This window comes from Sphingobium sp. LMC3-1-1.1 (genome assembly GCF_040676285.1).
Classification (GTDB): Bacteria; Pseudomonadota; Alphaproteobacteria; order Sphingomonadales; family Sphingomonadaceae; genus Sphingobium.
Map to the genome: position 1 here is coordinate 86,314 of NZ_JBEGHQ010000002.1, position 19,865 is coordinate 106,178.

The following is a 19,865-nucleotide window of genomic DNA, read 5'->3' on the forward strand; positions in this document are numbered from 1 at the left end:
GAAGGACTGATGAAGAGACTGGCTGTCTATTGCGGCTCGGCCACGCCGGTGGACCCGGCCCATGTCGATGCGGCCCGCCATGTGGGACGCGCTCTGGCCCAACGGGGCATAGGCGTCATTTATGGCGGCGGCCGGCTTGGGCTGATGGGGGCGGTCGCCGATGCGGCACTGGAAGCCGGCGGTGAAGTGATCGGCGTGATTCCCGAGGCGCTGGTCGGCGCCGAAGTCGCCCATCGCGGCTGCACGGAACTGCATGTCGTGCAGACCATGCACCAGCGCAAGCAGCTTTTCACCGACCTGTCGGACGGCTTCGTGACGTTGCCCGGCGGCGTCGGCACGATGGATGAATTGTGGGAGGCGATCAGCTGGGCCCAGCTCGGCTATCACCGGAAGCCTGTGGGCCTGCTCAATGTCGCGGGCTTTTACGACCAGCTCATAGCCTTCAACCAGCATATGGTGGAGGCGGGCTTCATCCGCGCGCAGCACGCCAATATACTGATCCATGCCAATGCGATCGAGGCGTTGCTCGACAGGATGGCCGCCTATCAGCCGCATGAAACCATCTTTGCGATGAAGGCTGATCGGCTGTGAACTCCTAGAGCGATTTCCAGGCGATCGGACCCGATCGCTGGTCAGGAAATCGCGCGAAACAAGGAATCCAGAGCGGCGAGCTGATTCAATCAGATCAAAACCCGCTCTAATGCCCTTCCGACTTGCGTCACGACGGGGCAAGTGACTCGACGCGGGCGCTGGGGCAGGGCATGTCCGAAACCATGGACCCAAGCCCTCCGCCCACCCCTTCCGCAGGCAGCATGGCAGCTCTCGACCGCGCCGCCCTGATCGTCCAGGCCCGCGAGAGCATCGCCCGAGGCTCCAAATCCTTCGCCCTCGCCTCTCGGCTGTTCGACCGTCGAACCCGGGAAAGGGCCTGGCTGCTCTATGCCTGGTGCCGCAAATGCGACGATATTGCGGACGGACAGGATCATGGCGGCACGATGCGCGGCGTCGCCGACGGCGCGGCACGCCTTGCCAGCATGCGCGCGCTCACCGGCTCGGCGCTTCGGGGCCAACCGACGGGCGATCCGGCCTTCGACGGCTTCGGCCTGGTCATGCGGGAATGCGCGATTCCGGAGCGCTACGCCCATGACCTGATCGAAGGCTTCGCCCTGGACGCCCGCGAATGGCGCCCCCGCAGCGAAGCGGACATGCTGCGCTATTGCTATCATGTCGCGGGCGCGGTGGGTTGCATGATGGCGATCCTGATGGGCGTCGATCCTGGTGATGAGGCGACGCTCGACCGCGCCTGCGATCTGGGCCTGGCCTTCCAGCTTGCCAATATCGCCCGCGACATCAGCGAAGATGAGGCCGCCGATCGCTGCTATTTGCCGGAAGAATGGCTCGTCGAAATGGACATTCCGCCCGGCGAGCACATGAAACCCTGGGCCCGTCCACGCCTTGCCGTCCTGGCCCGCCGGCTGGCCGACATGGCCGCCGTTCATGAGGAAAGCGCCCGCCATGGCACGGGGGCATTGCCGCCACGCTCCGCCTGGGCGGTGCTTGCCGCCGCTGGCATCTATGGGGACATCGCCCGCGAAGTGGCCCGCCGCGGCGAGCATGCCTGGGACCATCGCGTCACCACGCCCAAGGGCGACAAGCTGGGCTGGGTCTTCCGCGCCGGGCTCCAGGTGCCGGGCCGTGCCCGCCGCTGGTCCGCAACGCAGGAGCGTCCGGCATCCTTGTGGACCCGGCCCCGGAACTGACAGGCAAAAGAAGCTGACGGGCAAAAAAAGGGACCGATACTTGCGCATCGGTCCCCAGGGATGTTCGCAGGAGGAACAAGGTGAGGCGGGCGGGCCTTTCGCGTGTCGGCCCGCCCTGCCAATCTCAGTAGTTGTAGGCCCGCTCGCCGTGGCTGGAGAGGTCGAGACCTTCCATTTCGGCTTCCTGGCTCGGACGCAGACCCATCGTCTTGTCGATGATGAAGTAGAGGATCGCGCTGCCGATGCCCGAGAAGAGCAGGGTGAAGACGACCGCCTTGACCTGGATCCAGACCTGGGCCGGGATGCTGTAGGCCTCCGGATGGAAGGCCGCCGGGAAGACGGTGTAGTCGAACACGCCCTGGCCGCCCAGCGAGGGAGCCGCGACGATGCCGGTGCCGATGGCGCCGACGATCCCGCCGATGCAGTGCACGCCGAACACGTCCAGGCTGTCGTCATAGCCGACCTTGCCCTTCACGAACGCCACGAAGATGTAGCAGATCGGCGACACGACGAAGCCGAGCACGATCGAGGTCATCGGGGCCGCGTAGCCAGCCGCAGGGGTGATGGCGACGAGTCCTGCCACCGCACCCGTGACGGCGCCCAGCAGGGAGGCCTTGCCATGGTGGACCTGCTCGACCAGCGACCAGCTCACCGCCGCCGCGCAGGTGGCGACCATGGTGTTGATGAAGGCAACGCCGGTGACGGCATTGGCTTCCAGGTTGGAGCCGGCATTGAAGCCGAACCAGCCGACCCACAGCAGGCTGGCGCCGATCATCGTCATGGTCAGCGAGTGCGGCGGCATCGGTTCCTTGGGGAAGCCGACACGCTTGCCGATCATGAGCGCGCCGACCAGGCCGGCGATACCGGCGTTGATGTGCACCACGGTGCCGCCCGCGAAGTCGAGTGCGCCCCAGCTCCAGAGCAGGCCGGCATCAGTCGGCGTATCAACCAGGAAGTCCGGGCCGGCCCAGTACCAGACCATGTGGGCCATCGGGAAGTAGATGAAGGTCAGCCACAGCACGACGAACACGATCAGCGAGGAGAACTTAACGCGCTCCGCGAAGGCGCCGACGATCAGCGCCGGGGTGATCATGGCGAAGGTCATCTGGAAGACCACGAACACGAATTCAGGCAGATAGACGTTGTTGCTGAACGTCGCGCCATAGGTCGTGCCGTCGACACCCATCAGGAAGGCCTTGGACAGCCCGCCGAAGAAATGATTGTCGCCGCCGGAGGTGAAGGCGATGGAATAGCCCCAGCAGCACCAGACCAGGCCGGCGACGGAGACGATCATGAACACCTGCATCAAGACGCTCAGCATGTTCTTGGTGCGGACCAGGCCGCCGTAGAACAGGGCCAGGCCCGGAACCGACATCATCAGCACCAGTGCGGCAGAAACCAGCATCCAGGCGACGTCGCCCTTGTTGACCATGCCGGCCATGGCGGCGGCGTCTGGCGCCTTGATCGGCGCGGCGAGCGCCGGTGCGGCTGCGAGCAGGGACAGGCCGACCGCCCCCATCACGCCGCAGAGCTTTTTGGAAAAGGTCATTAAGTCCCCCTTCTTACAGTGCGGTTTCGCCGGTTTCGCCGGTACGGATGCGCACCGCCTGCTCGACATCGAGTACGAAGATCTTGCCGTCGCCGATGGCGCCGGAATTCGCGGCGGCCTGAACGGCCTCGATCACGCGCGGTGCGAGGTCGTCGTCGCAGACCACCTCGACCTTGATCTTCGGAACCATGTTGGTCGAATATTCAGCGCCGCGATAGATTTCGGTCTGCCCCTTCTGGCGGCCGAAGCCCTTCACTTCGCTGACCGTCATGCCGGCGATGCCGAGCGAGGAAAGTGCCTCGCGGACATCGTCAAGCTTGAACGGCTTGATAATTGCCATGACCAGTTTCATGTCGCCCCCCTGTTATTGGTGTGCGGCGACATCCTCAGCAAGGGCCGTGCCAATTCGCGAAGGTCGGGTTAATGCGGGCTTTTGCGGAAGTGCGGCAATATGGGGCGCTGAAAAAATGGGCAGCATTGCAGCCCTGCTTAAATTTTAGGCACAGGGGTCATCGGCGTCGGGCCGCCGTCGCGACCGGCCGATGGTGGGTCAGAGGCATGCGCCTTACCAGGCGCCGCCCTCCCGGATCGCTTCCTGTTCGCCGGGCGCATCCACGCGGCCCAGCGCCGCATTGCGGTGGGGAAAGCGACCGAAGCGCTCTATCATGGTGTAATGCTGCTGCGCGAAAGCCAGGGATTTTTCATCCCCCGCTCCCTCGAACAGGCTGAGCGACAATATCTGGTCGTCCAAAGCCTCGCTGTGCTGGAACGGCATGTAGAAAAACAGCCGCCCCGCTCCGCCAATCTGGATGTCGTATCCATGGGCGATGGCACCACGCGCCACCGCCCGCGCGAGTGCATCGGTCGAAAAGGCGGCCGCTGATCCCCTGAACATGTTGCGCGGCAACTGGTCGAACAACAGCACTGCCGCCAACGCATCGTCGGCCCGTTCCAGAAATTCCTCCGCGGGCACGTGACGCTTTTCTTCCCACAGTGCGTGGAACCGCATCTTGCAGCTTCGATCCAGCGCTGGATCATGGTTCCACCAGCCCTGCTCGCCGATCTGGTTGAACCAGAAATCCAGCAAAGCAGCCGCCCAGTCCGCGGTCACGGCATCATGGCTGTCGGTCAGCATGTTCATCATGAAAATAAAGACCGACCCCGCCAAGGGTTCCTCCGCCCATGGCGTTAGCGGCTCAGGTCGCCGTGCCGCCGACGGTCAGTCCCTCCATCAGCAGCGTCGGCTGGCCGACGCCGGCCGGGACGCTTTGCCCCGCCTTGCCGCACATGCCGATCCCCTCGTCCAGTGCCCAGTCATGGCCGACGCCAACCACCTTTGTCAGCGCGGTCGGCCCATCGCCGATCAGTGTCGCGCCCTTGATCGGATCGCCCAGCTTGCCGTTCTCGACCTTGTAGGCCTCGGTGCAGGAGAAGACGAACTTGCCCGATACGATGTCGACCTGCCCACCGCCGAAGCTCTTGGCGAAGATGCCCGACTTCATACGGCTCAGCAGTTCCTCCGGATCGTCATTCCCGCCCTTGATGAACGTGTTGGTCATGCGTGGCATCGGTGCATGGGCATAGCTTTCGCGGCGACCGTTTCCGGTCGGTTCCACGCCCATCAGCCGGGCGTTCAGCCGGTCCTGCATATAGCCCTTGAGGATGCCATCCTCGATCAGCACATTTTCCCGCGTCGGCGTGCCCTCATCGTCAATGGAAAGCGAGCCGCGCCGGCTCATGATTGAGCCGTCATCGACAACGGTAACGCCCGGAGCCGCAACCCGCTGACCCACCCGGCCGGAAAAGGCGCTGGTGCCCTTGCGGTTGAAATCGCCCTCCAGCCCATGCCCGATCGCTTCATGCACCAGAACGCCCGGCCATCCCGGCCCCAGCAGCACGGTCATCTCACCCGCGGGAGCAGCGACGGAGCGCAGGTTGACGCGAGCCTGCGCCAGCGCTTCGTCAATCGCCCGGTTCCAGATTGCGGGGGCCATCACTTCGTCATAGAGATAACGGCCACCAATGCCGAACACCCCCGTCTCGCGGCGGCCATTCTCCTCCAGGATCACGGACACGTTGAGCCGCACCAGCGGGCGGATGTCCGTCGCGGTGAAGCCGTCGGCGCGCACGATCTCGACCACCGACCAGCTTCCCGCCAGGCTGACCGAGACCTGCGCGACGCGGGGATCGCGGGCGCGCGCGGCAGCGTCGATGGCGGCACAGAGCGTCACCTTCTCGGCAAAGGGCACGATCTCCAACGGATTGACGTCGGTATAGAGGTGGCGGTTGGTGCGCTGCGGTGGGGGGGCCGGCTGGCCGCTGGCGGGATCGAGCAGCGTCAGCGTCTCGGCCGCCCGGCGGATCGCCGCTTCGCTGATGTCGTTGGCATGGGCGAAGCCGGTCATCTCCCCGGAAACGCCGCGCAGGCCAAAGCCCGCATCGGTGGAATAATCAGCTGTCTTCAGCCGACCGTCATCGAAACCGAAGCTCTCGCTCGCCCGATATTGTAGGTAAAGCTCGCCATCGTCGCAGCCCTTCAGCGCTTCTGCGGTCAGGCGGCGCGCGCCGTCGGGATCAAGCAGGCCAGGGCGATAAAGCAGGCCGCGGGCATCGGTAAACTGGGGAACAGCATCGGTCATGCTGTCCGATATAGGGGCGGCAAGTCGCAAGCCCAACCGATTTGTTGGCGCTCACGACAGAGATCCGGCTATGGCTTGCTCCTGCCTTTGCAGGAGCGCGCCTGCCAGGATTAAAGGCTGGCGCCCGATGGAATATCCGGCAAACCGGCGATTTCCGGCGTGTCCGCCGCGCTGCCTACGAGCACGAAGCGACGGTCGCAATAGCCGCAATCGATATAGCCATGCTCGTCGATTTCAAGGAACACGCGCGGATGGCCCAGCGCGGCGGGAATATCTCCCGAACCGTCGCAGGAGACACGGGGCTTGGTGACGCGGATGATTTCAGGCGGCTGGATCATGGCGCCACCAATTAGCAGCGCTCGCGTTGCGCCGCAATATCCGTGGCGCACGGGCTTTTCACATCAAGGGCAGCCGGGGCCTCTTTTTCGGGCAGGGCTTTTCCATCGCAATGTCCACCGCCTTTGCCAGTGCGTCCCAATTCACGCAATCGCGCGCTTTAGACAGTGAAACGGGCGAGAGGATCAGCAGCAAAGGCGCTATCGTACCGCTGAAGACAAGCGTGAGAGACATGAGTCAGTTGCCCTACCCAAGCATTCCTTAAGTGCCTGATCCTACGTCATTGTTGCTCGGACGGGAACAGATATTTCAAATGGAAGAAAATGGTGGGCGATGACGGGCTCGAACCGCCGACATTCTCGGTGTAAACGAGACGCTCTACCAACTGAGCTAATCGCCCCCGAAGGGAATTCCGGCGCTTCTAGGCGATTTTGCGGGACGGTCAAGCGCACATTTGCGGAACGTAATGGCAACGAACGGAACAGCGCGGACCTGAGAGTCCCGAACTATTCCCGAAGCGACAAACCGCGAGCGAAGCCGTGGACTTGCCCCAGATGTCTTCCGTGGGCGGCGCGCATGGCTTCCTCTCTGCTGCCATAAAAAAGAAGAGGGTCGACCCTCGCAGCCTGGAAGACCGCTTCAGGCACAACGTTGTCGTTCATCAGGTTCATGATCGCCTTCACCCGCTTCTGAAATGCGGCATTCACAATTTCGCGGGCAACAGGGACCAGGGTGGTCAATCGATTGATCATGTTCCGATCCACCTGGACCCGATTGGTGTAGCCAAGAGGCACCCACCCATCGTCGAATTTTTGAACTAGCAGATGATCACGGTGCCAAATTCTCTCCCCGATAGCTTCTTCGGAATAAACGTGGGCAATTGCCCTATTGCGCGCTCCGACGACAATATCATGGTCGATTTGAGCAAGGGGCGACAGTTTGCCCCTAACTTGGATCGCTCCTCTTTCCCCATGCTTCGCAGCAGTCGCAGTGGCGCGTGTATAGAGCGAGATAGCGTTGAATTGCAGCGCGCATTCCGTAGTTGATCGAACTGTGCTGCCTTTCTTTCGGGGGCTTTTTAGCAGCTCTTCCAGCGCCTCAATCGTGTGGGCCGCTTCAGCCAAATCACTATGGCAGGACTGAGCGACCGATGCGCTTCGGATCATTGCATTCAGTTTTTCAAACCGGGCATCACCGTCAAGGGATGCTGCTACCAGCTTCAAATCTGCAAGCGGCGGAATTTCTGCTTCGTTCAAGATGGGAACTTCCATTCTCAGCGACGGTCGCCGGTATCATGAGGCGGGTATCGGAAAAAATGCAACATCTGCAACATCGGCGGATTTCTGTGGTTTTTGGCGCAATCTTCAATGCAACATTGACGCAACCAGATTACATTTTGAAAATGCAACATTTGGTCTCTGAAAAAGCTAGGTTTCCTGCGGCTGTTGCGTTTCTCGCGGGGCAAGGTGAAGGCTGGTTGCACCTTGGGTGCAACCAAGAAAATAAAGCATTATCAGTGTGTTGCAATTTATATGGACGGGATGGTGACGCATGTTGCGCTCTCCCGCCCCCACCCTCCGTGGCTGGTGCCGATCTGCGCGAATTTCTTGTTTCCGTAGCCGGCTCGAAAAGGCCGCCAGCTGCATCAAAACGCATCATTCAATTGCCCATCTCGACCTGCATTCCGCCCAGCATCTAGGCCGCCGGCAAGGGTGTCGTGTGACTGCATCAAAAGGGACATGAAAAGTGCGCGGGCGAGGTGGGGGGAAAAGCGCGATTTTCGGGGCTGCAGCGCGGCGAGTGATTTCGAGCCGATACTTTATCCATTCATCTCAAGGATATCGGCGGAGTGTACAACATCTGTTAGTCGCGCTGAATTTTAAAGAGAGGCATTCGGTAGAGATGGATCCTGTCCGCAAGAACCTGGAAGCGCTGATCGCTGCGCGCGGAGAAAGCTACTCGGGTCTGTCTGAGCTCATTGGCCGGAATTCTGCCTACATCCACCAATTCATACGGCGGGGCACGCCTCGGAAGCTTAGCGAGAATGACCGCCGCATCCTTGCCAAATATTTCGGTATTTCTGAAGAGTTGCTCGGCGGGCCAGCGCCCTGTGCCTCAGTCGAGAGGCGGCCACAAAGAATGTGTTCCGTGCCTGTTTTGCCATTGGGCGCATCAGCCGGTGCCGGGGCGATTGATCCAGTCGAGCAGCCAAGTTCCAGTATCAGCTTTGATGATCGATGGTTGCGACAGCTCGGCGTCAGGCCTGGCCGCGTGTCGATCATTCGCGTTGAAGGCGATTCAATGACTCCCACCCTTTGCGACGGTGATGAGATCATGATCGACCATGACGATGGTGCTGAAAGGTTACGAGAAGGGCTTTATGTCTTTCGCATGGATGGGGTGCTGATGGTAAAACGGCTCACTCTTGGGCCGCGTCGCGGTCAGCTTTGCGTCAGCAGCGATAATCCCACTTATCCCCGCTGGCCTGACGTTGCCCTGGACCAAATGATCATCGTTGGCCGCGTAGTCTGGTTCGCCCGCCAGCTTCGGCGCCGCTGACCGATGCGGTAAAAATCCACAGCAGAATGTCAATTTTGTATAGGATTTTCCTATACCTTTTCACATATGACTCCTTGGCATTAACTATCTTAGATAGGCTAGGGGGAACTAAGTGGGTCGTGCTCGTCCGATGTTTGATATGGGCGACAGCCTGGCTGCCGCTCAGAGCTTTAGAATGGCTCAAGAGTTTGTAGAGCGCGCAAAGGCATTGGATACCCTTCAGGATCTCGCCGGCCTTCTTGAGGCGACAGCGAAGGATATGAGCTTCGACTATTACGCCTTGATTCATCATGTAGATCACAGGCTCAGCGTCAACGGTGCCGCTTCTGTGAGGTTGGAAAATTACCCTCGGCCTTGGGTTGAGAGGTTTCTCGCCCAGCAACTCTATTCATGGGATCCCATCCATATCGCGAGCTATGCGACCAATCTGGCCTTTGCCTGGTCTGACGTCCCAGAGATGATCAACCTGAGCAGAAAACATAAAGCAGTGCTGGCCAGCGCCGCGGATGAGGGGCTGGGAGATGGTATCACTGTCCCCGCCAATCTGCCGGGAGAGGCCAATGGTTCCTGCAGCTTTGCTGTACGCACAGGAAAATCGCTACCGCGTGAACATATGGGAACGGTACAGTTGATCGGCGCCTTCGCCTTCCAGATGGCCCGAAACCTAGCTCTTGAGGCAACGCGGTCCATTAAGACTCATGAGCGCATCAGCCTGAGCCCCCGGCAACTCGACTGCATCCTTCTGGCGGGAAGAGGCAAGTCCGATTGGGAGATAGCGACCATCCTGGGCATTAAAGAGGATACCGTCACTGAGCATATGAACACTGCCAGAGAACGGTACGGCGTTGCGCGTCGAATGCAGTTGGTCCTTCGCGTAGTGCATGACGGGCAAATAGCATTGTCGGATCTGCTTTGATCTTCCCCTCCCCCCTTTAGGGGGGTTTTTATAATTCTCCATTTTGGAAATAAAGAGCCTCCATTGCGGAGGAATTAATGTTAAATGTAGTCAAAATTGATAATAAATCTCATTTTCCGGACGAAATATTTTCAATGTTTCGCGACAGAAAGCGGGTTTTCGTTGACATACTAAAATGGGATATTCCTTACAACGATCTTATAGAGCAAGATCAATTTGATGATGATTATGCAGAATATTTTATTGTTTCTGATCCTCAAACAAAAGAACATCTCGGGTCCGTTCGATTATTGAGAACCGACCGTCCCCACATTCTCGGCGACATCTTTCCGGAACTGTGTGACGTTCCCGTGCCCCGGGGGCCTTCAATCAGAGAGATTACCCGGCTGTGTCTTTCCCCCAAACTTCGTGCCGGCGGCCGTCGCGAGGTTCGCAACCGCTTGGCAACCGCACTTGTGGAATATGGGCTGCTGACGGGCATCACGAGTTACACTGGCGTCGCCGAAATGGGCTGGCTGACACAAATCCTTGCGCTCGGCTGGCACTGTTCTCCCCTGGGTCTTCCAAGGTCCATGGGCAAATCGCAACTCGGTTCGCTCCAAATCCACATTGCGCCTGAAACGATCAATCTACTGCGCCGTGCAGGCACCTATGCCACATCCGGCCTGAAGCTCGGCCTTTAAACGCAGGCCGCGAAACCTCACCCAAAAGGAAGAAGTTATGTACTCACCGACTAGCATCGGTGCGGCCGATGGCGCGCGCCTCGACGAACTGACTTCGGTCTATTCTCAAAGCCTAAGGGCAAACGGCTACGTCGTCGTTCCGGATCTGATTGATGCGCGAACCATGGCGGATCTGAACCTTCAGCTGCGACGGCGCTTCGATGATACGCCTTTCTGTGACGGACCTTTTTACGGAACTACCACGAAAAGATTCGGCCGCCTGCTCATTCGCTCTCCCCACGTGGCCAAGCTGGTGCAGCAAGAGCTCATCATGGCGATCGTGCAGGAAATTCTTCAGCCATATTGCGACGTCATCCAACTCAATCTTACTCAGGCCATAGAGGTGCATCCCAACTCACCGGTGCAGGTGCCGCATCGTGATCAGGACATGTGGCAGGGTCCGAAGGGCGAAATCGAATATCTCGTCAATGTGATGTGGCCGACCACCAACTACACAAGAGAAAATGGCGCAACGGTCATATGGCCTGACAGCCACAAAAAGCAGGGAGAGATGATTTTAGCCGATGATGAGGCGATCCAGCCGGAAATCACTCCCGGTTCCGCTCTTATCTTCCTTGGGTCGACATTGCATGGGGCTGGAGGAAACCAGAGTGACCAAATCCGACGGGGGCTGATCGTCAGCTACAGCCTTGGATGGCTGAAGCCCTATGAAAACCAGTGGCTCACTTATCCGCCGGAGGTAGCGCGCGATTTTTCACCCGACCTCGCCGCATTGGTCGGATACCAGCAGCATAGGCCGAACCTCGGTAACTATGAAGGGCGATGTCCGTCTATCCTGTTGCACGACGATGTGCCGGATCATCTGCAGCCCGTCGATGCGCTCCGTCCCGACCAGATCGAACTTATCTCTGAGTACAGGGCGCAGCAAAGGAACACTCGGGCGCCGTATCCGACGGGAGGGCGTTGATGGGCCAGGAACTGCCCTTGCACTGGAGCGGCACGAAAAGCGACCTGGAGAAATTGGCCGACGAATTCGTTGCAAAGCTGAAGTCGCGGGTCGGAGAGGGACGATCGCTTTCCACGGAGAGCGTCGATGGCCGTCCTATGAATAGCATGATGCTTGCGCAAACGATCATCAAACGACGCCGCGAACGGGAGAGGTTGCTTGGCGCTGACCTCTTCAGCGACCCGGTCTGGGATATGATGCTCGACCTGTTTGTGAACGCCAGGATCCCTAAACGAGTGAGCGTTTCAAGCCTTTGTATCGCTGCTACGGTTCCTGCCACCACCGCCCTCCGTCATTTGAAAGTGATGGAATCGCGTGGCATCGTCATTCGGACGAAGGACCATTTGGATCAGCGGCGATTATACATCAGCCTGACGGCAGAATGGGACGAAAAGATCGATCAACTGCTGGGGTTATGGTCCCATTCGGGAAGGGGAGCCGAATGTCCCGGCAATGCTGCAACCGCCATACTGAGATAAGCGCTGGCTTGCCACATTCCCAACTGATCGAGGCGAACAAGATTCGCCTCGATCTCCTTGGCGATTACCGCCAGCTCTGCATCCTTATCCAACACCTTGACGTCGAACATAGCGGGCCTCGGTCGATCGCTGCCCGGCGCACTTAACCTATGCCAATTTTGGTTAAAAGAAAAAATACTCAGATTCGTCTAGCGGTGAGTTTTGGTTACGATTAGGGCGACAGGCATGCGTTATCGATGGAGAGACCGCCGCGCCGATCTGGAACGACCATCCAGTCCCTGGCCTTACAGGATCGAAGCTGCTCTGATCGGTTTTTTGATGGCACTCGCGGCAGGCACCTTCATCTATGAACGGCTTCGTTAGCGGGAAGTCACATCGTAGATTGGCTCCGCGCTCCAAATCGCACCGCCTCGACGCCGATCATGTCGTTCAATTCCAGGAAGACCGACTGCAAGGGCTGGATTTCCAGTTCAAAGAAGGCGTCGGTCGCCTTCGTCACGTCGCCAAAGCCGCCGGCGTTCGCGGGCACGATGCCCAGCAGCTGGGGCGGGACGCGGTGCGCGGCCAGGATGTCGTCGCGCGTCGTGTTCTTGATCCCCAGAAATTCGTCCTTCGCGCCGGCTTCCGCGATCGGTAGCAACTTGACGCCGTTCTCTTTGCCGGCGGGGGCATGCAGCAGCAGATTGCGGAAATTGCCCGGTCCCTTCGACCGCTGCAAAGCCTCGCGCATGCCGTTCACGTCGCCATCGGCAAATTGCCCCATCAGATAGAGGATGTAGCCGGCATGGCTCCCATTCTCGTAATAGCGGCGGCGGAACAGCGTGGCGTTTTCGTTCAGCAGCGCCGACTGGATCGCCGGCACATATTCGGGGACGCCATAGATCTCCTGATTGACGTCCTCGCTCATCAGCTGGTGGACGGTCCCCGGCGCGAACTCGGTTTCCGGCTTGTCGCCAGGCACCCAGAAGAAGCGACCTTCCTCGATCCCGCGCCGCGTATATTTCGCCAGGCAATGGTCGAGGCGCATCGTGCGACCCAGGCGGTTCGGGATTTCCTGCACATAGGCGTTGCCCAGGACAAGATAGTCCTGCACCAGCGCGCGGAAATCCCGGCGCGACAGGAACGGCGTCGGCACGAAGCTGGCCGCCAGCATGTTTTTTTTCAGCATGATGGCGCTGCTATGATGCGGCGATGCCCGAAGCGTCCGCGACAGCCCTTGCAGCGAAATCGGCGGCTCATACCAGCGTCCATTGTGCCAGCATTCCAGCAGATCGAGCAGGGTCGCTCGGTTGACCGGCTCCGGCTCCCCAAAGGTGAAGGCGTCGATCGTCGGGCTGTTGTCATTGGTCGCGACGATCGAGCCCTTCGACGCCTCGGCCACTTCCCTATGGTTCATGCGGCGCGCGCGCTTCGTCATTCGAATATCTCCAATGTGGCCGTCGGCGCTTCCTTGCCGTCCAGCGGTTCGTTCATGAGGATGTGCATGGTCGCCCAGGCAAGATCGGCGTGGCCATCCTGGCCGCCGCGCCCCGCCTTGAAGGTGATGTTGCGCCCGCTGGTCGTCAGGGTCTTCTTGATCGAGACGAACGCGGACACGATGTCGAGCATGCCGGCGTCGAATGCGATGCGGCCACGGCGCACGACATTCTGCGCCTTCATGATCATGTGCTGTTTCAGTTCCAGCGAATATTCGATCTTGGCAACGACACCGCCAGGCAGCGCGCCAGGCTTCGCCATGATCTGATAGACGCCGGCGCCGACGCCCCGCGCGTCGATGCCCAGATAGGTGCAATTGTAGCGCTTCAGCATCGCCTTGATGAATTCGGCCTGCTGCTCGAAATCGAGGCCGCGCAGCTGGTGCCGCTCCAGGATGCGGAACGTCCCGCCCTCGGCCGCCGGCGGCGCCGCGATGACCAGGGCGGCATTGTCGCCGTCCTCGCTCTCCTGCGGATCATAGCCGGCCCAGACAGGGCGGTTGCCGAACGGGCGCGCGCTTTCCGGGTTGAAGTCGGTCCAGTCGACCAGGCTATCGCAGCCGCAGCGGATCAGGTCATTGAATTTGAAGGCCGACTGGCTGTCGTCCACGAAATCGCACATGAACAGGTTGGCGAATTCGTCGGGCGCATATTCGTCTTCCAGCTCCTCGATATCGAAGAGGTCGCAGCCGCCCGCCTGCGCGTCGCGGACGTTGACGATGTTCCGCCAGATGCGATCCGGCCCGACGCTGCCCAGCGCCAGAGCGGCATGGCTGACGTCGATCTTGATCTGCTCGGACTTCTTGCGTCGGCGGTTGCGCCTGTCGCCGGTCCAATAGGGATGCGCCGGATGCGCGACGCTGGACGGCGTCGAAAAATAGGTTTTCCGCCACTTCTTATGGGTCGCCATGCCCGAAGCGACCTTGTTCAATTCCTCGAACGAATGGACCCAGAAGAATTCGTCAAAATAGAAATTGCCGTGCCGGCCCTGGGCGGTGCGGAAATTGGTCCCCAGGAAGTGCAGTTCGGCCGCCGCTTCCTCCGCTGGGCGCAGGTCCGACGTGATCAGCATCGGATCGCCGGTCAGCGCCACGCCGACCAGCTTCGCGAAACTGACGATGTAGGATCGGAACTGGTGCGCCTGGGCCTTCGATGCCGATAGGAATATCTGGTTCCGGCCCGTCTCGATCGCGTCGATCAGCGCTTCGAAGGCAAAGTAATAGGTCGCGCCGATCTGGCGCGACTTCAGGATCATGCGGGTGCGCTGGTCCTTCGCCTGCCACCAGCGATGCTGATAATCATAGAGGCCGTCGAGGAAGATGCGCTTGAGTTCAGCTGCCTGGTCGGCGGTAAAATGGTTCTTCTTCGGCTTCTTGCGCGGCCCCGCATTGCGGTTGCCGACCTTGGCGTTCAGATCGCCCTCATGGCCGCCCGGTGCCTCATAGCGGCGGACCCGCGCCAGCGCTTCCAGCTGGCGGGTCAGGGCATCCATTTCGACCAGGTCGCCGGGGGTCTTCTTCTCCTTCGAAATCAGCGTCATCAGCCGGATTTCGAGGCAGTCTTCTATCTTGCGGATCGACGGTGCATCATCCCAGCGCTGGCGCTGTTTCCAGCTTTCCACCGTGGCGCGCGGGATCGGCTTGCCCTTGTGGACGATGCCATGCAGCGCGAATTCCTCCGCGATCTGCGTCACGCCCCACCCACGCCAATACAGGCTGCGCGCATGCCGCTCTGGATCGAACTGCCAGAAGGCAGACGGCGCGCCGGGTTGAGGGGAATTCGTGGTCATCGCGGCGGACCATGCCGCGCCGCTAACCCACTGATCATGCCCGTCCATTTGTAGAGGCGGCCTCTACAAATGCGCAGGGTTGAGGATCGGCCCGCTCAGCGCCCTTTCTGCACCGGTCAAACGCACGATCGCGCCGCCACGCAACCAAGGAACCGGAACCGACCATGGCAAAGAGCAAATTCTTCCGCGTCTTCGTCGAAGGCTTCACCGCCAGCGATGGCCGCAAGATCGAGGCCGCATGGATTGACGATATCGTCGCCACCTTCAACGCCGCCACCTACACGCCGCGCATCAATTGCGAGCATATCAAGGGCTTCAGCCCTGAACCGCCCTTCAACGCCTATGGCAGCGTGACGGCGGTCAAAGCCCAGACCGACGAACTGGAAATCGACGGGCAGAAGGTCCGTTGCCGCGCCCTCTATGCGCAGGTCGAGCCGAACGACCAGCTGCTGACGATCAACAAGGCCGGCCAGAAAATCTTCACGTCGGTCGAAATCAGCCCCGATTTCGCCGGCACCGGCAAGGTCGGCCTGGTCGGCCTGGCAGTCACGGACAATCCCGCTTCGCTCGGCACCGAAGCACTGTCCTTCTCTGGGCTGAAGCCGATGTTCGACGCCCGCAAGCTGCATCCCGACAATCTTTTCTCCGCCTCGATCGAGACGACGATCGTCATGGAGCCGGAGGGCGCCGACAATGGCAGTGTGGCCGATGCCATCAAGGCCGGCTTCGCCAGCCTCGCCACCATGTTCAGTCGCACGGAAACGGAAAAGCCGAAGGACGAAGCCAAGCCCAAGCCCGCCAACGACAATGGGTTCGACGTCGCTGCCTTCAGCGCCGCCCTGGGCGAGCAGGTCGCCGCCGCCGTCAAGCCTGCACTGGACGCCGCGAACGCCGCCAACACCGCCGTCGCGGAACTCACTGCCAAGCTGGAAAGCACGCAGCAGCAGGGCTTTTCGCGTCAGCCCGCTTCGGGCGGCGGCGGCAACAGCGCCTATCTGACCGACTGCTGATCCTCCCTTCCGCGCCCTCCCTCGGAGATACCCGATATGCTGACCTCTACCCGTCTGCTCCTTCATGCCTTCGTCGCCCAGGTGGCGAAGCTGAACGGGCTCCCCGCCGGCCTCACGGCGACCCCCGGCCAGCTGGCCGAATTCAACGTCTCGCCGGTCATCGAACAGAAGCTCCAGGCCAAGCTGCGCGAGGTCAGCGACTTCATGTCGCGCGTCAACGTCGTGCCTGTCGTCAACCAGCAGGGCGGCCGCGTCGGCGTTGGCGTCAACCGCTCGCTGGCGAGCCGAACCAATCGCTCCCTTGGCCACAAGCGCAGCCCCCAGGACGTCACCGGCTCCGACCAGATCGACCAGTATCTCTGCAAGAAGACCGACTATGACTATGCCTGGTCGTATGAACTGCTCGATGCCTGGTCGCATCAGCCGGAATTCCAGCAGCTGATGCGCGACGCCGTGCTGGCGCAGAAGGCCGAAGACGTCATGTGCATCGGCTTCAACGGCGTGGACGCGGCGGTGGAGACCGACCGCGAGCTGTTCCCGCTGTTGCAGGACGTCAACTATGGCTGGCTGCACAAAATCCGCACCTATGCGCCGGCGCGCGTCATGGCGCATGGCACCAAGGACGCCCTGAAAATCTACGTCTCCGAAACCGGAACGGCGGATTATGTCAATCTCGACGCCCTGGTCTTCGACGCGATCCAGAACCTGATCCACGAACGCTATCGCACCGCGACCGACCTGGTCGTCATGGTCGGCAGCGACCTGGTCCATGAGAAATATTTCAAGATCGTCTCGGAGGCCGGCGACAAGGCGACCGAACAGGTCGCGCGCGACGTCCTCCTGTCGAGCCGCCAGCTGGGCGGGAAGCCCACCGTCCAGGTGCCCTTCTTCCCGGCGGGCAGCATCCTCGTCACCAGCTTCAAGAATCTGTCCTATTACTGGCAGATCGGCACGGCCCGTCGCGCCATCCAGGACAATCCGTCGCTGGATCAGATCGATAATTTCGAAAGCATCAACGACGCTTTCATGGTCGAAGAGTATGGCAAGGCCGCCCTGCTCGAAAACATCCAGCTTGGGCCGAAGGTTTAATCCTTCGGCTCCCGCCCGCCACCATCGAGCAGGAACGACATCATGACACCAGCACGTGCCCATCGGGAACGCATGGCCGCTCTCGCCGCCCAGAGCGTTGACCCGAAACCCGTTGTCTCCTCCGATGGGGGCGGGCAACCCGCTCCCGCGATCATTGATCGCACCCCGGCGATGATCCACCGCGAGCAGGTCGCTGCGACGGCGATCGTCACCGCGCCCGAAACAGCGACGTCGGCCGAAGACCGCATCACCGCCCAGATCGTGCTGCGCCTGACCCATGACCTGCGCGACCTGAAGGAAATCAAGGGCGTCGATGCCAAGGTGGCGGCAAAGCGCCGGATGCTGCCCGAATATCAGGCGTGGATCGACGCCATCGTGGCGGCCGACGCCGGCGCGGGCGACGGCCTGATTGGCGAAGTCGTGCCGACCTGCATGGTCTGGCTGATCGACACCGGCGATTTCGCCGCCGCGCTCGACCTGGTGCCTTTCCTGCTCAAGCATAAGGTCGCCATGCCGTCCCGCTACAAGCGCGACGTGGCGACCGTCGTAGTCGATGAAATCACGGCCGCCGCCCAGAGCGTCCAGGCGCTGGGCGAAACTTTCCCGGCCGATATCCTCGCCCGCGTCGCGGACCTGGTCGACGGCATCGACATGCACAATGAGGTCCGCGCCAAGCTGCTGAAGGCCATCGGCGTCGAGCAGCTTGGCGCGGCGGAGGACATGGACGCCAAGGAAAGCCGCGCGCCGCTCGAAACGGCGCTGGCGACCCTGAAGGAAGCCCATCGCCTGTGGAACCGCGTCGGCGTGCTCGATCGCGTCAAGCGGGCGGAGAAGCTGCTGAAGGCGCTCCCGCCCATCCCCGACCAGAACAACGAACAGGGCGGCCAGCAGGCCGCCTGACAGGCTCGCCCCCGGCGCTCGGGGGCGGATCGCGCGAGGCGGGAGGTTTTCGAACCATAGGGCCGCCCTCTGCCCCGATCCCCACCCCCGTATGCCGGCGGGCCGGAAATCGGACGTAGACGCATGAGTTTCATCTCCCGCCCACCCGCATCGGAAATCGAGCAGCCGCCGGCGCCGGAAGCGGTCGTCGTGAATGATGGCTTCTTTCCCGACGTCGATCCGGCGTCGGTGCGGGACGTCGCGCGCATCCCGACCAGCATCACGCCCGCCCGCCTGCGCGCCGCGATCCTGGGCGGCATCATGTCGGCCGAAATCGACCTGCGCCAATTCGCCGCGGATTGTCATGCCGGCGGCTATACGAAGCTGGCGGACGTCCCGGCGGACCAGCTGGACGGCCAGAGCGTGCAGCTGATCCGCTACCAGCGCGCCATCGCCCTGTTCGCCAAGGCCGAACTGATCGAGCGCCACCGCGATTTCGATACGACCTCCGCCGGCGGCAACCAGGCCGACGAACTCTCCCCGTCGATCGATGAACTGCGCCGCGATGCGATCCACGCGATCCGCGACATGCTGGGCAAGTCGCGAACCGGCGTCTGGCTGATCTGATGGCCGCCACGCTGCGCCCAAATTCCCGAAAACTCGTGGCCCGCCAGGGCGACAAGCTGGACCAGCTGCTGTTCCGCGACGCGGGCCTTGGCCCGAACGAACTGACCCGCGTTCTCGACGCCAATCCCGGCCTGGCCGACCTCGGCTCCATCCTTCCCCTCGGCACGGTCGTCATCGTGCCGGCGACCGCCGCCACAGAAGCCAGCGCGACCCGCGTGCGGCCCCTCATTCAACTCTGGGACTGATCCATGGACCTGCGCACCCTTCTTCAATCGGCCCCTGATTTCATCGGCTCGCTGGCACCCTCGCTGATCGGATCGGGCGTTGCCCAGGTCTGGAAACCGGGCCTGTCCTGGCGCCAGCGCTTCGTCCAGTGGATCGTCGGTTCCACGGTCAGCTTCTACGCGACCCAGGCCATCATCGAATTCACCGGCTGGAATGAATTCATCGCTCAGTCGATCGGCTTCGGCATCGCCCTGATCGCCTTCGACGCCACCCCCCGCCTGATCGGCGCGACGTCCGACGCGCTCGCCCGCATCCCCGCCGATCTGGCTGACCGCTTCACCAAAAAGAGGCCCTAAGACCCATGCGCATCATCAACCGCATCAACATCCATTGCACCGCGACCCGCGTCGGCCGCGCCTATACGGTCGAGGATATCGACCGCGACCACAAGGCGCGCGGCTTCGGCGCCGGCGCGTCGCGCCCCTGCGGCTATCATTATGTCATCTATGCTGATGGCACCGTGCATAAGGGCCGTCGCGAAGACGAGGTCGGCGCCAATGCCGCCGGCTATAACGGCAACTCGGTCGGCATCGTCTATGTCGGCGGCCTCGACGCCGCTGGCAAGCCGCAGGACACCCGCACCCCGGCGCAGAAAGCCGCCCTGGCCGCGCTGGTTCGCGATGTCGCTGGCCGGCATAAAGTGCCGCCCTCGCGCATCCTCGGCCACCGCGACCTGTCGCCCGACAAGAATGGCAATGGCAGGGTCGATCCGTTCGAATGGACCAAGCAATGCCCCTGTTTCGACGTCCAGCCCGAAGTCGCGGGCTGGCTTGCTGGAGGCTGA

At 61.4% G+C, this 19,865-nt stretch carries 22 protein-coding genes and 1 tRNA gene; 14 read left to right on the plus strand and 9 right to left on the minus strand.

All coding sequences use genetic code 11. The features are described 5' to 3' along the window. The first annotated feature begins 9 nt into the window (after positions 1-9). Both MRBLMC3_RS06385 and MRBLMC3_RS06390 read left to right on the plus strand, forming a co-directional pair. Positions 10-591 carry a TIGR00730 family Rossman fold protein gene (locus tag MRBLMC3_RS06385; RefSeq protein ID WP_363826796.1) on the plus strand — a complete coding sequence of 194 codons (582 nt, stop codon included), beginning with the start codon at positions 10-12 and terminating at the stop codon, positions 589-591. Positions 592-812: 221 nt separating this feature from the next. After that, on the plus strand, positions 813-1,760 hold the full coding sequence (locus MRBLMC3_RS06390; RefSeq protein WP_363826799.1) for a phytoene/squalene synthase family protein: 948 nt from the start codon (positions 813-815) through the stop codon (positions 1,758-1,760). Between the two features lie 124 nt (positions 1,761-1,884). On the opposite strand, the gene MRBLMC3_RS06395 is transcribed toward MRBLMC3_RS06390, so the two are convergent. The 7 genes from MRBLMC3_RS06395 to MRBLMC3_RS06425 all read right to left on the minus strand — a co-directional run bounded on the left by MRBLMC3_RS06395 (position 1,885) and on the right by MRBLMC3_RS06425 (position 7,540). Then, positions 1,885-3,309, minus strand: a complete 1,425-nt coding sequence (locus MRBLMC3_RS06395) for an ammonium transporter (protein ID WP_363826802.1) — start codon at positions 3,307-3,309, stop codon at positions 1,885-1,887. Between the two features lie 13 nt (positions 3,310-3,322). Continuing rightward, the gene (locus MRBLMC3_RS06400; RefSeq protein ID WP_133653121.1) at positions 3,323-3,661 is read right to left on the minus strand and encodes a P-II family nitrogen regulator; all 339 of its coding nucleotides are present in this window, start codon (positions 3,659-3,661) and stop codon (positions 3,323-3,325) included. 213 nt (positions 3,662-3,874) lie between these two features. After that, positions 3,875-4,450, minus strand: a complete 576-nt coding sequence (locus MRBLMC3_RS06405) for a DUF924 family protein (protein WP_363827020.1) — start codon at positions 4,448-4,450, stop codon at positions 3,875-3,877. A gap of 55 nt (positions 4,451-4,505) precedes the next feature. After that, positions 4,506-5,948: a metalloprotease TldD gene (tldD, locus tag MRBLMC3_RS06410; protein ID WP_363826804.1), complete on the minus strand. Its 1,443-nt coding sequence runs from the start codon at positions 5,946-5,948 to the stop codon at positions 4,506-4,508. Between the two features lie 110 nt (positions 5,949-6,058). Further along, entirely contained in the window at positions 6,059-6,286 is a 228-nt protein-coding gene (locus tag MRBLMC3_RS06415) for a zinc-finger domain-containing protein (RefSeq protein ID WP_133653123.1), read from the minus strand. Positions 6,287-6,608: 322 nt separating this feature from the next. Next, positions 6,609-6,684, minus strand: a tRNA-Val gene (locus MRBLMC3_RS06420). A gap of 106 nt (positions 6,685-6,790) precedes the next feature. Next, positions 6,791-7,540, minus strand: a complete 750-nt coding sequence (locus MRBLMC3_RS06425; protein WP_363826807.1) for a hypothetical protein — start codon at positions 7,538-7,540, stop codon at positions 6,791-6,793. A 646-nt stretch (positions 7,541-8,186) separates the two neighbouring features. Here MRBLMC3_RS06425 and MRBLMC3_RS06430 point away from each other — a divergent pair. The 5 genes from MRBLMC3_RS06430 to MRBLMC3_RS06450 all read left to right on the plus strand — a co-directional run bounded on the left by MRBLMC3_RS06430 (position 8,187) and on the right by MRBLMC3_RS06450 (position 11,927). Then, complete coding sequence (locus MRBLMC3_RS06430; protein WP_363826810.1) at positions 8,187-8,843, plus strand: S24 family peptidase; 657 nt, start codon at positions 8,187-8,189, stop codon at positions 8,841-8,843. Positions 8,844-8,955: 112 nt separating this feature from the next. Continuing rightward, positions 8,956-9,759, plus strand: coding sequence for a LuxR family transcriptional regulator (locus tag MRBLMC3_RS06435; RefSeq protein ID WP_363826813.1), 804 nt, complete (start codon positions 8,956-8,958; stop codon positions 9,757-9,759). A gap of 77 nt (positions 9,760-9,836) precedes the next feature. Next, positions 9,837-10,442 carry an acyl-homoserine-lactone synthase gene (locus MRBLMC3_RS06440; protein WP_363826815.1) on the plus strand — a complete coding sequence of 202 codons (606 nt, stop codon included), beginning with the start codon at positions 9,837-9,839 and terminating at the stop codon, positions 10,440-10,442. A 37-nt stretch (positions 10,443-10,479) separates the two neighbouring features. Then, positions 10,480-11,409, plus strand: coding sequence for a phytanoyl-CoA dioxygenase family protein (locus MRBLMC3_RS06445; protein ID WP_363826818.1), 930 nt, complete (start codon positions 10,480-10,482; stop codon positions 11,407-11,409). Further along, a complete protein-coding gene (locus tag MRBLMC3_RS06450) occupies positions 11,409-11,927 on the plus strand; it encodes a hypothetical protein (RefSeq protein ID WP_363826820.1) in 519 nt (172 codons plus the stop codon). Before MRBLMC3_RS06445 ends, MRBLMC3_RS06450 begins: the two co-directional genes overlap by 1 nt. Positions 11,928-12,297: 370 nt before the next feature. Here MRBLMC3_RS06450 and MRBLMC3_RS06455 read toward each other — a convergent pair whose 3' ends face one another. Together MRBLMC3_RS06455 and MRBLMC3_RS06460 are read right to left on the minus strand one after the other, a co-directional pair. Next, positions 12,298-13,344 carry a phage portal protein gene (locus MRBLMC3_RS06455; RefSeq protein ID WP_363826822.1) on the minus strand — a complete coding sequence of 349 codons (1,047 nt, stop codon included), beginning with the start codon at positions 13,342-13,344 and terminating at the stop codon, positions 12,298-12,300. After that, entirely contained in the window at positions 13,341-15,191 is a 1,851-nt protein-coding gene (locus MRBLMC3_RS06460) for a terminase large subunit domain-containing protein (protein ID WP_363826823.1), read from the minus strand. Before MRBLMC3_RS06460 ends, MRBLMC3_RS06455 begins: the two co-directional genes overlap by 4 nt. 164 nt (positions 15,192-15,355) lie before the next feature. On the opposite strand from MRBLMC3_RS06460, the gene MRBLMC3_RS06465 reads away from it, so the two are divergent. From MRBLMC3_RS06465 to MRBLMC3_RS06495, 7 genes are all read left to right on the plus strand, one after another. Beyond that, positions 15,356-16,201 carry a GPO family capsid scaffolding protein gene (locus MRBLMC3_RS06465; RefSeq protein ID WP_363826826.1) on the plus strand — a complete coding sequence of 282 codons (846 nt, stop codon included), beginning with the start codon at positions 15,356-15,358 and terminating at the stop codon, positions 16,199-16,201. A gap of 36 nt (positions 16,202-16,237) precedes the next feature. Then, positions 16,238-17,290, plus strand: a complete 1,053-nt coding sequence (locus MRBLMC3_RS06470) for a phage major capsid protein, P2 family (RefSeq protein ID WP_363826828.1) — start codon at positions 16,238-16,240, stop codon at positions 17,288-17,290. Between the two features lie 42 nt (positions 17,291-17,332). Then, a complete protein-coding gene (gene gpM / locus MRBLMC3_RS06475) occupies positions 17,333-18,190 on the plus strand; it encodes a phage terminase small subunit (protein ID WP_363826831.1) in 858 nt (285 codons plus the stop codon). A 123-nt stretch (positions 18,191-18,313) separates the two neighbouring features. Further along, positions 18,314-18,796: a head completion/stabilization protein gene (locus MRBLMC3_RS06480; protein WP_363826834.1), complete on the plus strand. Its 483-nt coding sequence runs from the start codon at positions 18,314-18,316 to the stop codon at positions 18,794-18,796. Then, a complete protein-coding gene (locus tag MRBLMC3_RS06485; protein ID WP_363826836.1) occupies positions 18,796-19,041 on the plus strand; it encodes a tail protein X in 246 nt (81 codons plus the stop codon). Before MRBLMC3_RS06480 ends, MRBLMC3_RS06485 begins: the two co-directional genes overlap by 1 nt. Before the next feature lie 3 nt (positions 19,042-19,044). Continuing rightward, positions 19,045-19,377, plus strand: coding sequence for a hypothetical protein (locus MRBLMC3_RS06490; protein WP_192669162.1), 333 nt, complete (start codon positions 19,045-19,047; stop codon positions 19,375-19,377). 5 nt (positions 19,378-19,382) lie between these two features. Then, the gene (locus tag MRBLMC3_RS06495) at positions 19,383-19,865 is read left to right on the plus strand and encodes an N-acetylmuramoyl-L-alanine amidase (RefSeq protein WP_363826839.1); all 483 of its coding nucleotides are present in this window, start codon (positions 19,383-19,385) and stop codon (positions 19,863-19,865) included.

What these genes read in the sequence shown, in the direction of transcription:
- tldD (WP_363826804.1), bottom strand. Translation starts at nt 5,948, where the DNA reads ATGACCGATGCTGTTCCCCAGTTTACCGATGCCCGCGGCCTGCTTTAT.
- MRBLMC3_RS06450 (WP_363826820.1), top strand. Translation starts at nt 11,409, where the DNA reads ATGGGCCAGGAACTGCCCTTGCACTGGAGCGGCACGAAAAGCGACCTG.
- MRBLMC3_RS06495 (WP_363826839.1), top strand. Translation starts at nt 19,383, where the DNA reads ATGCGCATCATCAACCGCATCAACATCCATTGCACCGCGACCCGCGTC.
- MRBLMC3_RS06465 (WP_363826826.1), top strand. Translation starts at nt 15,356, where the DNA reads ATGGCAAAGAGCAAATTCTTCCGCGTCTTCGTCGAAGGCTTCACCGCC.
- MRBLMC3_RS06470 (WP_363826828.1), top strand. Translation starts at nt 16,238, where the DNA reads ATGCTGACCTCTACCCGTCTGCTCCTTCATGCCTTCGTCGCCCAGGTG.
- MRBLMC3_RS06390 (WP_363826799.1), top strand. Translation starts at nt 813, where the DNA reads ATGGCAGCTCTCGACCGCGCCGCCCTGATCGTCCAGGCCCGCGAGAGC.
- MRBLMC3_RS06415 (WP_133653123.1), bottom strand. Translation starts at nt 6,286, where the DNA reads ATGATCCAGCCGCCTGAAATCATCCGCGTCACCAAGCCCCGTGTCTCC.
- MRBLMC3_RS06400 (WP_133653121.1), bottom strand. Translation starts at nt 3,661, where the DNA reads ATGAAACTGGTCATGGCAATTATCAAGCCGTTCAAGCTTGACGATGTC.
- MRBLMC3_RS06405 (WP_363827020.1), bottom strand. Translation starts at nt 4,450, where the DNA reads ATGAACATGCTGACCGACAGCCATGATGCCGTGACCGCGGACTGGGCG.
- MRBLMC3_RS06480 (WP_363826834.1), top strand. Translation starts at nt 18,314, where the DNA reads ATGAGTTTCATCTCCCGCCCACCCGCATCGGAAATCGAGCAGCCGCCG.
- MRBLMC3_RS06455 (WP_363826822.1), bottom strand. Translation starts at nt 13,344, where the DNA reads ATGACGAAGCGCGCGCGCCGCATGAACCATAGGGAAGTGGCCGAGGCG.
- MRBLMC3_RS06430 (WP_363826810.1), top strand. Translation starts at nt 8,187, where the DNA reads ATGGATCCTGTCCGCAAGAACCTGGAAGCGCTGATCGCTGCGCGCGGA.
- MRBLMC3_RS06490 (WP_192669162.1), top strand. Translation starts at nt 19,045, where the DNA reads ATGGACCTGCGCACCCTTCTTCAATCGGCCCCTGATTTCATCGGCTCG.
- MRBLMC3_RS06385 (WP_363826796.1), top strand. Translation starts at nt 10, where the DNA reads ATGAAGAGACTGGCTGTCTATTGCGGCTCGGCCACGCCGGTGGACCCG.
- MRBLMC3_RS06485 (WP_363826836.1), top strand. Translation starts at nt 18,796, where the DNA reads ATGGCCGCCACGCTGCGCCCAAATTCCCGAAAACTCGTGGCCCGCCAG.
- gpM (WP_363826831.1), top strand. Translation starts at nt 17,333, where the DNA reads ATGACACCAGCACGTGCCCATCGGGAACGCATGGCCGCTCTCGCCGCC.
- MRBLMC3_RS06460 (WP_363826823.1), bottom strand. Translation starts at nt 15,191, where the DNA reads ATGACCACGAATTCCCCTCAACCCGGCGCGCCGTCTGCCTTCTGGCAG.
- MRBLMC3_RS06395 (WP_363826802.1), bottom strand. Translation starts at nt 3,309, where the DNA reads ATGACCTTTTCCAAAAAGCTCTGCGGCGTGATGGGGGCGGTCGGCCTG.
- MRBLMC3_RS06445 (WP_363826818.1), top strand. Translation starts at nt 10,480, where the DNA reads ATGTACTCACCGACTAGCATCGGTGCGGCCGATGGCGCGCGCCTCGAC.
- MRBLMC3_RS06440 (WP_363826815.1), top strand. Translation starts at nt 9,837, where the DNA reads ATGTTAAATGTAGTCAAAATTGATAATAAATCTCATTTTCCGGACGAA.